Source organism: Pseudaeromonas sp. HNCC25DJ180, assembly GCF_055413345.1.
Window position 1 is genome coordinate 193589 of sequence record NZ_JBVAYF010000007.1, and the last position, 11181, is coordinate 204769.

7 protein-coding genes and 1 tRNA gene are annotated in these 11181 nt (G+C 50.0%); 5 read left to right on the forward strand and 3 right to left on the reverse strand.

The features are described from left to right. Positions 1-68: 68 nt before the first annotated feature. The 3 genes from ACZYTD_RS08530 (at position 69) to ACZYTD_RS08540 (ending at position 4785) form a co-directional block, all read left to right on the forward strand. Entirely contained in the window at positions 69-1352 is a 1284-nt protein-coding gene (locus ACZYTD_RS08530; RefSeq protein WP_463891251.1) for an anaerobic sulfatase maturase, read from the forward strand. Between the two features lie 611 nt (positions 1353-1963). Then, entirely contained in the window at positions 1964-4231 is a 2268-nt protein-coding gene (locus ACZYTD_RS08535) for a patatin-like phospholipase family protein (RefSeq protein WP_463891253.1), read from the forward strand. An 86-nt stretch (positions 4232-4317) separates the two neighbouring features. Beyond that, on the forward strand, positions 4318-4785 hold the full coding sequence (locus ACZYTD_RS08540; protein ID WP_463891254.1) for a glycine zipper 2TM domain-containing protein: 468 nt from the start codon (positions 4318-4320) through the stop codon (positions 4783-4785). Between the two features lie 369 nt (positions 4786-5154). Here the strand turns inward: ACZYTD_RS08540 and ACZYTD_RS08545 are convergent. The 3 genes from ACZYTD_RS08545 to ACZYTD_RS08555 form a co-directional block, all read right to left on the reverse strand. After that, positions 5155-5242, reverse strand: a tRNA-Ser gene (locus tag ACZYTD_RS08545). Positions 5243-5827: 585 nt separating this feature from the next. Continuing rightward, positions 5828-7555 (reverse strand): C4-dicarboxylic acid transporter DauA, encoded by a 1728-nt coding sequence (gene dauA / locus ACZYTD_RS08550; RefSeq protein ID WP_463891255.1) that lies wholly within the window; start codon positions 7553-7555, stop codon positions 5828-5830. Between the two features lie 372 nt (positions 7556-7927). Then, on the reverse strand, positions 7928-8140 hold the full coding sequence (locus tag ACZYTD_RS08555; RefSeq protein WP_463891257.1) for a DUF1127 domain-containing protein: 213 nt from the start codon (positions 8138-8140) through the stop codon (positions 7928-7930). Positions 8141-8447: 307 nt separating this feature from the next. Between ACZYTD_RS08555 and ACZYTD_RS08560 the strand changes: the two genes are divergently transcribed. Then, on the forward strand, positions 8448-10130 hold the full coding sequence (locus tag ACZYTD_RS08560; protein ID WP_463891258.1) for a methyl-accepting chemotaxis protein: 1683 nt from the start codon (positions 8448-8450) through the stop codon (positions 10128-10130). A gap of 189 nt (positions 10131-10319) precedes the next feature. After that, the gene (gene mepA / locus ACZYTD_RS08565; protein ID WP_463891260.1) at positions 10320-11123 is read left to right on the forward strand and encodes a penicillin-insensitive murein endopeptidase; all 804 of its coding nucleotides are present in this window, start codon (positions 10320-10322) and stop codon (positions 11121-11123) included. The last annotated feature ends 58 nt before the right edge of the window (positions 11124-11181 follow it).

Below are 11181 nucleotides of genomic sequence, written 5' to 3' on the forward strand. Positions count from 1 at the left end.
TCCCGACTATCCACACCGGTACCGATCGCCTATGTCATTCCGGACGTTGTAACTGACGAAGAGTTTTTATGAGTCAATCCGAGACCCAAGATCCACCATTGTTATTGCCTCCCCTGGGCGCAGGCGATTTTTACGCGTTTCACTCCATGATTAAGCCCAGTGGGGCTCAATGTAATCAGGATTGTGCCTACTGTTTTTATCTGCACAAGGAAGAGCTGCTGCACCAAGGCAAGATACCGCGTATGAGCGAGTCATTGCTGGAAGCTCATATCCGCCAATACCTGGCGGCCCAGACAGGGCCGACAGCCATATTCACCTGGCAAGGCGGGGAACCAACCCTGATGGGGCTGGATTTTTTCCGTCGTGTCGTTGAGTTACAAACCCGTCATGCCCGACCGGGTCAAACTGTCGAAAACGACCTGCAGACCAACGGTGCACTGCTGGACGAAGCGTGGTGCGAGTTTTTAAAGCAGAACAGATTCATAGTCGGGCTTTCCATCGATGGCCCGGCGGAATTGCACAACCTCTATCGTTACAGCAAAGGCGGTAAGCCGACATTCGATCGCGTCATGGCCGCCGTCACCTTGCTGCACAGGTACAAAATCCGTTTCAACGCACTGTGCGTGGTCAACAGGCAAAATGCGCGTCGCCCTCTGGATGTGTACCGTTTTCTGCGCGACGAAGTGCGCCCCCACATCATCCAGTTTCTCCCCGCTGTAGAGCCGCACCATTTTCACCATGTCGCCCCCGGGCACTGGGATCCAGAGACGCTACCGACCAGCGGAACAGCACAGGCCAAACCGGGACAACCAGACTCGATAGTCACAGATTGGTCGGTTGACCCTGAGGATTGGGGTACTTTTCTGATTAGGGTCTGGGAAATCTGGTTGAGACGCGATTTTGGGCGGGTCTTTGTGGATCAGTTTGAAAACGTAATTAGCCAAATGCTGGGGCAAGGAGCACAAAAATGTGTCAGCGGACAGATCTGTGGTAAGGCCCTGGCCATCGAGCACAACGGTGATGTCTATAGTTGCGATCACTTTGTCTACCCGGAATATCGTCTTGGCAATATTCGGCAGATCCATGAAGGAGACATGGCTTTTTCCGAGCGCCAGAAAGCGTTTGGATATGCCAAACACAAATCGCTCCCCCACTACTGCCAAACCTGCCCTTACCTGACACTGTGCTGGGGGGAGTGTCCTAAAAACCGTTTTGTGAAAACCCCAACCGGTGAGATTGGACTGAATTATCTCTGCCCGGGCCTTAAAACCTTTTACGGCAAGGTGTTGCAGGATCGATCTGCCATCTTGAAAAAACTCAATCCAGGCCACCAGGCAGGCGTGACATTTTAATGTTAATTGAGAATAAGTAATGGCGAGTAGTGGGAACAGCATGAAATGACAACAAGTCAGTTCCGGAGCGGACGCCCGCATTGCCATCAGCATCGAACATCCTGGCACACGGCACTGTCTTGCCGAACCGACAAAGAGACGACAGGCGAATCGCTGGCCATTACTCCCGGCATTAGAGCCCTTTCATAACAACTAAGACATACCAGTCCCTCAAGGGACTGGTAAAAATAGCCTTCATCTTTAACGTAATAAAATTCTATTCAAAGCAAACCTTCAGAAAAACAGGTTTCAACAGACCTTGGAACATTTCGATTCAAATAAGCATATTCGCTTTAGTGATGATGGGCTTCATAACATTCCATATTTTTGTTGGATTGATATAAATAATGTGCAACAAAAATCATTTAAATAATTTTCCTATATTTCAGATCATGCTTTTTGCGGAAATCCGATATCAGCACCAGTGTGGCAATGAGATAATATGTATACATCTCGAAACATTCAGATGTTAGGGCTACAATTATAAAAGCGTGTCATCAACCTATCGACACAAAAAATAATGACAAAATCATAGAGTGCAAACTGGGCGCAAGATTAGGAGCGATTCTGTTATGGACAATAGATCTTTAGTTCCTCACTGCAATGTGACTATATTCAAAATTTCCATTTTATGCTCTTTCCTGTGGTCGAGCTTCGCTCTATCCATTGAGGAAGGTCATGATGTAGCAGTAAATTCCTCTCCACAGCGCCAAAAAATATGTTTAGCGCTGAGTGGTGGTGGCGCCAGAGGTGCTGCTCATGTTGGCGTATTAAAGTTGCTGGAGGAGCTTAGAGTTCCAATTGATTGTATTGCCGGAACAAGTATGGGCTCAATAATTGGGGGCTTGTATGCATCGGGAAAACGTTCAGCTGAAATTGAGCAGGACCTCGCCCATATGGATTGGGATAATATATTTGATGATAGTCCTCCTCGAGAAGAGCGCTCTTTACGTCGAAAAAGCGATGACCGCTACTATGTAATTGATGCCAAACCCGGTATATCCGATACAGGCGAGGTGAAATTCCCTACAGGAGCAATTCAAGGTCAAAAATTTGATCTTGCTTTGCGAGCATTAACCCTTCCCGTCTCTACCATTACCGATTTTGATAAGTTATCAATCCCTTATAGAGCCATAGCTACCAACATCGGGAATGGACAAAAAGTAGTACTATCCGACGGTGATCTTGCTACAGCAATGCGGGCAAGTATGGCAGTTCCAGGAGCCTTCGCTGCTGTACCTCACTCGAATAATTTACTCGTTGATGGTGGCTTAACTGATAATTTACCAATTGATATCGCTCGTGATATGGGTGCAGATATTGTTATTGCCGTAGACATCAGTTCACCATATATTCCAGCAGAGCAGGTAAAGGATATGTTTACTATTACTGCTCAAATGACTTCAATCATGACGCGGACCAATGCAGAACAACAGATCGCGACACTGAAAAAAGAAGACATTCTCATTATTCCCGACCTTGGTGATATAACAAGCGCAGATTTCAATAAATCACCACAAGCTATAGGTAAGGGATATACCTCAGCTTTGGCATTACGTCAAAAATTATCCCTATTATCATTATCACCTCAAGAATATGATCGCTATCTGACAAGCAGAAGATTATCAAAATCACCACATCAACAAATAGATCCTGTGATTGAGTTTGTTCGCATAAAAAATGATTCTTCCATCAGCGATGATGTTATAGCCAGTCATATTTCACAACCTTTAGGACAACCACTAAACCGCAAACAACTGGAACGAGACATTTCCACGCTATACGGCCAAGAAATTTATCAAACTGTTGGTTATGATCTAGTTCAGGAGCATGGAAAAACAGGTCTGGAAGTTAAGGCCAAAAAACGGGATTGGGGCCCTAACTATTTACAATTAGGTATTGAACTATCGAATGCAATATCACAAGACGACAGTTATAACTTCATGCTTGCCTATCAAAGGACGGCAATAAATAAGCTCTCTGGTGAGTTAAGAGGTGTACTACAACTTGGCGCTGATCCAAGTATTACACTCGAGTGGTACCAGCCCCTGGATGTATACAACCATAATTTCTTCGATGGGACACTTAAATATGGCTCCTTTGATATCAGCCAGTATGAACAAGAACAAAAAATCACAGAGTATCAAATTACTGAAACCAAAATGGACACAGCAGCAGGCCATGAATTTGATAGCTTTGGTGAACTCCGAGCTGGATACCGTATCCAAACAGGGCATGCAGATGTTGTTACAGGCTCTCCAGATACTTCATCATTTGGTTATAAAACTGCAAGAATTTATATCAGGCCAATGGCGGATCATCTTGACAACTTGAATTTCCCATCTTCTGGCTGGTTATCTTCAGTAGAGTATTCCAGAGCGGCCCAGGAAATAGGAAGTGATAGCGACTTCGATCAACTCAACTGGAGAGGTAGTCATTTTTTCCAAGTGGACAATAGCAACATCATAGGTCTAATTGGACAAACCAACATGACTACCAATGGTACGGCTCCAATTCAAAACCAATATCGATTTGGCGGTTTTTTAAAACTATCTGGGTATGTAGATGAGTCGCTAAGCGGTCAACAGACTGGGATGTTGGGGGCTATCTATTACCGTCATTTCCGCATGATGCCATTTTTTTCTTGCTATATAGGTTCATCACTGGAGTATGGTGGTACTTGGGAAAAGCTGTCCTCATTTGGTTCTGAACCTATAGCCGCAGGAAGCCTTTTTGTGGGCGCGAACACCCCGCTTGGACCTCTTTACTTGGGTTGGGGACTAGCAGAGAATAATCACAGCAGTCTGTTTTTTTACTTAGGGAAGCCAATGCTTAACTAAATAATTTTAACTGTAAACTGACATCTTCAATGGTTTTTCAGCGAACCATTTATAGGATGCTGATATTAAATATTATAGAGGTATACATGATGAATAAATTAATTGCATCTACACTGCTATCCTTTGCAGTTATAGGATCAGGAATCGCGGGGACTGTGCAAGAAATTCAATATGGTGTAATTCAAGAAATCCGAACTTTCACACAAAACACAGGAACGACTAGTACAAAGACAAACCAGCCATTGCGAACCGCTGGAGGTGCGGCAATAGGGGGTGCCATTGGTCACCAATTTGGCGGTGGCGATGGCCAGGATGTAGCTACCGCAGTTGGGGCTATGGCAGGGGCTAGAGCATCCCGTCAACGGCAGGCTGCAGCCGCCTCTGCGACAGCCAGCGCAGCCACAAAGCAGATGGTAGAGTTGACAATCAAGACTGATGCCGGGAAGCTAGTTTCCATCACTCAGGAAAATAAGCCAGAAATAGCTTTTTCCAAGGGCGAAAAAATAAAAATTTTGTCATCACAAAATGATACACACGTTGAAAAAGCAAAGTAATCACGGATACCTGTGAGGCGGTTGTTCTTGGACTTTGATTGATTATCCCCCCATCGCATCGGTGACCATCTCATCAAAAACGCCAGTGCCAAAGCGCTGGCGTAATTTCTTGTAACATGTTCTATAGCTCGAAATTAAAAGTTGTGAATTATAGCTGTAATGCGCTCTTTAATTTCAAGCGAGGTACGTATGGCAAGTGGAAATCCTTTGTCACGAAGCGGCTTAGGGAGAATGATGCGAGTGTAGTATGTGCCTGCTGAATTTTTGCTCAAATACATGTTGTTCCACCTCAATGATCCAGCGGAATTCACGTAGGCCTCAAAAAGCAAAAAACCCTATGAAAATCATAGGGTTGATTCTTAAATTAGATGGCGGTGAGGGAGGGATTCGAACCCTCGATACGTTGCCGTATACACACTTTCCAGGCGTGCTCCTTCAGCCACTCGGACACCTCACCGTTTTTTGAACTCTTGTTTAAGGCGTGAGTTCATCACCTGTTTTCCAGTGCTGTGCTTGGTGGCTGCGTCGCACGCCTTGCGTGCTCTTCTTATCGTCTGCTTCGCAGACTGGGCAGCCACTCGGACACCTCACCGTTTTTTGAACTCTTGTTTAAGGCGTGAGTTCATCACCTCTATTCCAGTGCTGTGCTTGGTGGCTGCGTCGCACGCTTTGCGTGCTCTTCTTATCGTCTGCTTCGCAGACTGGGCAGCCACTCGGACACCTCACCGTTTTTTGAACTCTTGTTTAAGGCGTGAGTTCGTCACCTCTATTCCAATGTTGTGCTTGGTGGCTGCATCGCACGCCTTGCGTGCTCTTCTTATCGTCTGCTTCGCAGACTGGGCAGCCACTCGGACACCTCACCGTTTTTTTGAACTCTTGTTTAAGGCGTGAGTTCGTCACCTTTTTGATCCATGTTTGTAACAGTGGATCTTATCGCTCTGCGGCCTTGCCGTGAGGACCGGCGCAATTTAGAAGAATCCCCTGGCCTGGTCAAGGGATTTTTCCGGTTCGGCCGCTGATTGCTTGCAATATCAGCAATATATTACTTGGCTGGGGTAGCAATCTGCTCCATAGCCTCTTCCAGAGTCGAGGTGAACTCTATCTTGCCTGGCACTGGTTGAAAGTTGGCGCGCGCCAAGGTACGCAGTGGCTGAAACTGCACCTCAGCTACCAATAACTGAATCTCGGCCTTGAGCAGGTCATCGCAAAAGTGCTCAAACCCGGCTAAACCACCCGCATCCAGCACAGAAACACCATCTAACATCAGTACCAACCCCTTCTTTCCCTGCAGTCGCCCCTGTAGGTCGGCAAAGATATGCTCGGCGGCGGCAAAGAATAGGGGCCCGGTGATCTTCAAGACCAACCAATCATCGGGCACTAGCTGGCTCCACCTTTTGTGACTAGCCAGATCGGAGATCACCGTCATCTTCGACATCTCACGCATAAATAGCAAAGAAGCCAGCACAATCCCGAACGTAATGGCCACCACCATGTCAAACAACACGGTCAAGGCAATGCAGATCAGCATGACCAGTACATCGCTCTTGGGGGCTTTGCGCAGCAATTGCCACACCTTATGCGCCTCGCTCATGTTCCAGGCCACCATCAACAACAAAGCCGCCATGGCGGATAGCGGCAACCAAGAGAGCCAAGGGGCCAAAAGTACAATCGCTAGCAACACCACCAGGGCATGAATGATTGCCGCTACCGGCGAACTGGCCCCGGCGCGCACATTGGCCGCCGAGCGAGCTATGGCGGCAGTGGCCGTGATCCCGCCGAAGAAGGGGGCGATGAGGTTGCCAATCCCCTGCCCCAACAGCTCACCATTGGAGTGGTGTTTTTTACCTGTCATGCCATCCAATACCACGGCACATAACAAAGATTCGATCGCTCCCAACATAGCCATAGAGAACGCCGCCACCAGCAGCTTTTCTATCGTGGCTAAACTCCAGACCACGGGTTCACCACCCGGGCCAGGCAAGTTCCAGGGCAACACAAAGGCGGGCAACAAAGAGGGAATGCCATGCCCAAGCTGGCCATCTGGCAACAGGTAAGTAAAGCGGCTGCCAATGGTGGCCACCTCCTCCCCGGTTAACCCCAGCAAAGCCGCCACCGCCATACCAATCAGTACAGCAGGCAGGTGCCCTGGTAACCGGAGTTTCAGCCTGGGCCATAGGATCAAGGTAAAGAGTGTCACGCACCCCACCAGCGTGTCCCCCCAATGCAGAGTAGGGAGAGCAGCACCAAGCACTTGAATCTTCTGGTGGAACTTTTCCGGCATTTCAGCAATATCCAGGCCAAAGAAGTCTTTGAGCTGCAGGACGGCAATCACTATGCCAATCCCCATGGTGAACCCCAACGTCACCTGCAGTGGAATATAGCCGATCAATCGCCCCAAACGTCCGACGGCCATCAACGTCAAAATCCCCCCAGAAAACAGTGTCGCGACCAATAAACCCGCCAGGCCGAACTGCTGGGAAACAGGGAAGAGAATGACCACGAAGGCGGCAGTAGGGCCTGAGACACTGAAGCGCGAACCACCGCTGATAGCAATCGCCAGCCCGGCTATCACAGCGGTATATAAACCATGCTGTGGCGGCACCCCACTGGCAATGGCCAGCGCCATCGCCAACGGTATGGCAATAATGCCAACCGTAACCCCCGCGATCAGATCACGGGATAGCCGATGCCAGGAATAGGGCTCGGTAAAACAGGCATCGCGCAGCGCACTACCCCATTTCACCCGATTGCGTTGAGCTAACGAATGCATAACCACCTCATAATGAGCGAAAACGAGCACTTTCAAAAAACAAACATACAATCTAACTATAAACCCCACTACCACGAGGTCAATAAGCGCGTTTTCTTTCGTTTAAAGTGTGGTTAATCGTAATCGCTCACCATAAGCCAACTCGTTGCTGTAATCATGGTCACGCAAGTCGTCAGGACTCTCATACCGAGTATGAAATGTTAGCGGTCTTGATCTGATACCAAGAGTTGAGCAGTGGGGAGATAGCGGTAGGGGGGAGACCAAAACAGCCTCACAGATGAACTGGTTGTGAGACTTATCAGGAGTAGCTCAGCACAGAAAGGAATCCAGGTGAGGCGACAGCAAGCGCCGCCTCACTGGAGTGAAGCCAACTTAGTCACGCCAAAATGGTTTATTGGTTTCAATGTAGCGATCAGCTTCAGTCAGACCGATGTCTTTTAAGAGATAAGGAGGCAATTCAGCAAGCTCACGGCGCGTCCTGGCTCGCTCCAGCCAGGCTAAAAAAACACTCTTACTACGTTCGAACAAGGAGAAATGAGAATGAAGTTGCGTTGTCGGGTGAGTAGAGTTCATTTGAATGGCCATGATGCATGCTCCGCGCTTGGTATAGAACAAGCATAGGCAGTGATAGATTGCCTCACAAACGACCTTTTTTCTCCGCACTCATTAGAAAAAGTAATGATTGACTTGAGTCACACATTCCGCACATTCAGTCAAATAAAGTACCGCTATCGATAAAATCCATGTCCAACACCTGCTGGCTCGGTTTAAGGCCGTATCGCGGCACACAGTGCAGCGCTGATGCATCCCAGTGATCTGTTTCTTATTTTTTAAGCTCCGGCTCAGCTTATTTATTCTTATATGTTTACCCCAAGTTTAATTGGAGGATTTTATGGACACATCGCAACTCCTGGTTCATCGCGACAACCGGCATCCCCCCCATGCCTCCTGGCTATTGCGCCTGAGTTCACGCCTTTCGTTTAGCGGCAAGATGGGCTGGTTGTTAACCATAGTCATGCTCTGCACCCTACTGAGCAACCTGTTTAGTGCCTTTAATACTCGGGATGCCATTCGTGGCAGCATAGATGAGGGGTTGATCGCTCAAGTTCAGGGGATGCACAGCCTCCTGAGTAATGAATTGGCGCGTGCTCCTGAGACATTCCTGACCACCAGCAAGACGCTGCTGAACCATAGTCGTTGGGGGGAAAACAGTTCCGGTTATTTTTTCCTGGCCGACAAACAAGGTCGCCTGCAGGTCTACCCGCCCAACGCCAGTCGTGAGGGGGGGTTCCTCGACCCGGTGAAAATTTTAGAAACAGGAGAAGTAGTCAACGATGCCTTCGCCCGTATCGGTCGCCAGGGTAGTCCAGAGCTCATTCATTACCCCTATGTCAAACCCGGAACCTCAACCCAGATACTCAAAGCAGTCTATGTCATCCCTATCGGTGATTACTTACTGATGTCTGGGGTCTATATGGACGCCGCCGACACCGCCTTCATTAGCTATATCAAGCACTCAGGGCTGACCCTGTTTCTGACCCTGCTGCTGCTGGGGATGTTCGTGCGCATGATTAGCAAAACCATACACTCTCAGGTCTCTCGCGCCCTGAATGTGTTGCAGCAGATCGCCGAGCGAAATCTCAGTGTTCACATCCAGGGCATTGGTAGTGATGAGTTCTCCCAGATCAACCAGGCCCTGGAACACACTCGCAGTAACCTCAGCCAATTACTGCTGCGCCAGCGCGACTCCGCCACCACCCTCTCGGCCACCACCACCCAGATGAACAATGGCATGCGGCAGGTCACCCATTCGGTGCAAGATCAGCGCGAACGTCTCGACTCATTGGCAACCTCCATGGAGGAGATGGCCACCACCATCCGCGATGTGGCCCACAATGCGCATCAAAGCTCAGATGATAATCAGCTGACCGACAAGATGGCCGCTCGTGGCGTCAAACAAATTGCCGCCAGCATCAAAACCATACAGCAACTGTTCGATAACCTGGCCACCAGCGCCGACTCGGTCAATACCGTTGAACGACGCGTAGGTGAGATCAGCAGTGTAGTCAGTACCATCAACAGCATCTCGGAGCAGACCAACCTGCTTGCGCTCAATGCGGCGATAGAAGCCGCCCGGGCCGGTGATCAAGGCCGTGGTTTTGCCGTTGTCGCCGATGAAGTCCGCCAACTGGCCAAACGGACCCAACAGGCGACGCATGAGATCGATTTGATGATCACCAGCCTGCAGCAAGGCACCCGCCAAGCCGTTAGCCTGATGAACACCAGTGTGGAACATGCCCAGCTCGCCATGGATGATGCCAGCGCCGCCAATGCCGAGTTTGTGGCCATAGCCCAGCAAACTAATCTGCAGGCGCAACGAGGTGAGATGATTGCCTCGGCAGCCGAAGAGCAGAGCATAGTTGCCACCCAAGTCACCGATACCCTGGTGGTGATCCGGGATGCCGTTGAAGTGACAGAGCAGGTGGTCAAAGAGCAGGAACAAGCCAGCAACAGCCTGCGCGAAGAGGCTCAGGCAATGGAGTCCATGGTCAACAGCTACCAATTGGCTAACTAAACCCAGCGGCGGGGGCCTCCCCGCCGCATTTTTACACCACTTTCGCGCAACCCGCCCCACCTCCCCCAACGTCTTCTTGGTTTGCAACAGGATCAGACGGCTCTGTACATGTTAGAGTGGCCAGAGTGGAACTCGCGTAAAATTCCTGCCGACCCTGTGTCAGAGCTGAAGAAGAAGGAGCAGTAATAGATGGTGACCTGGTTATTGATGGCAACCCTGGCCAACCCCTGGCCTTGGGTCCCGGGCCCAACAAACGGCCCAGCCCAGCCCATAGGCAGTTACAGTGCAGGCTGTCTACAAGGTGCCGAGGCATTACCCACTCAGGGATACTACCAACTGTTGCGCCCGCAACAGCAACGTCGCTATGGCCACCCCATACTGATCAGTTACCTGAAGGATTTGACTCGCCGCAGTCAGGCTCAAGGCTTACCCCCTCTGCTGATCGGTGACATGGCCATGGCGCGGGGCGGTCCCTTCACCTCAGGCCACCGCAGCCATCAGAACGGTCTGGATGTCGATATCTGGTTCCGTTTTGCTAAGCCTAAGCTCTCAAACGCCGCCCTGCGTGAACCCACTCCCCTGGATATGGTCAGCCAGAGTAATCGCCAAGTCAGCTCGGCGTTCACCTCAGAGCATGCCAGCCTGCTTAAGCTCGCGGCCACCGACTCACGGGTCGAGCGCATCTTTGTGCACCCCGCCATCAAGCTGGCGCTGTGCCAGCAGGTGCAAGGCGAGCGTAGCTGGCTCAGGCGCATCCGCCCCTGGTTTGGGCATCGAGCCCACCTGCATGTGCGCCTGAGCTGCCCGGCCAAAGCCAGTGACTGCAAGCCGCAGAAACCCCTGCCGCTAAGTGATGGCTGCGGCAGTGAACTGATGAGTTGGTTTGATGGGCCGACCGAGGTGAGTAGCAAGTCACGCCCCGCCCCCCTACCCGCCTTGCCTGCACGCTGCGAGCAGGTATTGCACCAGGGCAAGGCGCATCAAGGCATTTGAAATCCGCTGTTGCTGAAACCATAAGCCGACAGAAATTCATTATTAATGATGGGGGGTT